This window comes from Parendozoicomonas sp. 2304DJ65-17, from assembly GCF_058148445.1.
Genome location: NZ_JBYVJV010000130.1, coordinates 1 through 235 on the forward strand (window position 1 = coordinate 1; position 235 = coordinate 235).

A 235-nucleotide genomic window follows, 5' to 3' on the forward strand; every position below is an offset into this window, starting at 1 on the left:
TGATCTGGGGTAGATGGGAAGAATTCAGCACCCACTTCACCAGCCAGAGTTTTCAGCTGCTTGATTGCAGCAGGACGATAAACGTCAGCAGAAGCCACCATCACGGACTTCTTCTTGCGTTCCTGCAACCATTTAGACGGCTTGGCCACAGAAGTGGTTTTACCCGCGCCCTGCAGACCAGTCATCAGAATAACAGCTGGAGGCTGGGTGGCCAGATTCAGTTCATCATTGGCCG

The 235-nt window shown here is 52.8% G+C and carries 1 pseudogene; it reads right to left on the reverse strand.

Annotated elements, in window-relative coordinates:
* Positions 1-235, reverse strand: a pseudogene (locus ACY2RR_RS24780) (signal recognition particle protein); the annotation flags it as partial.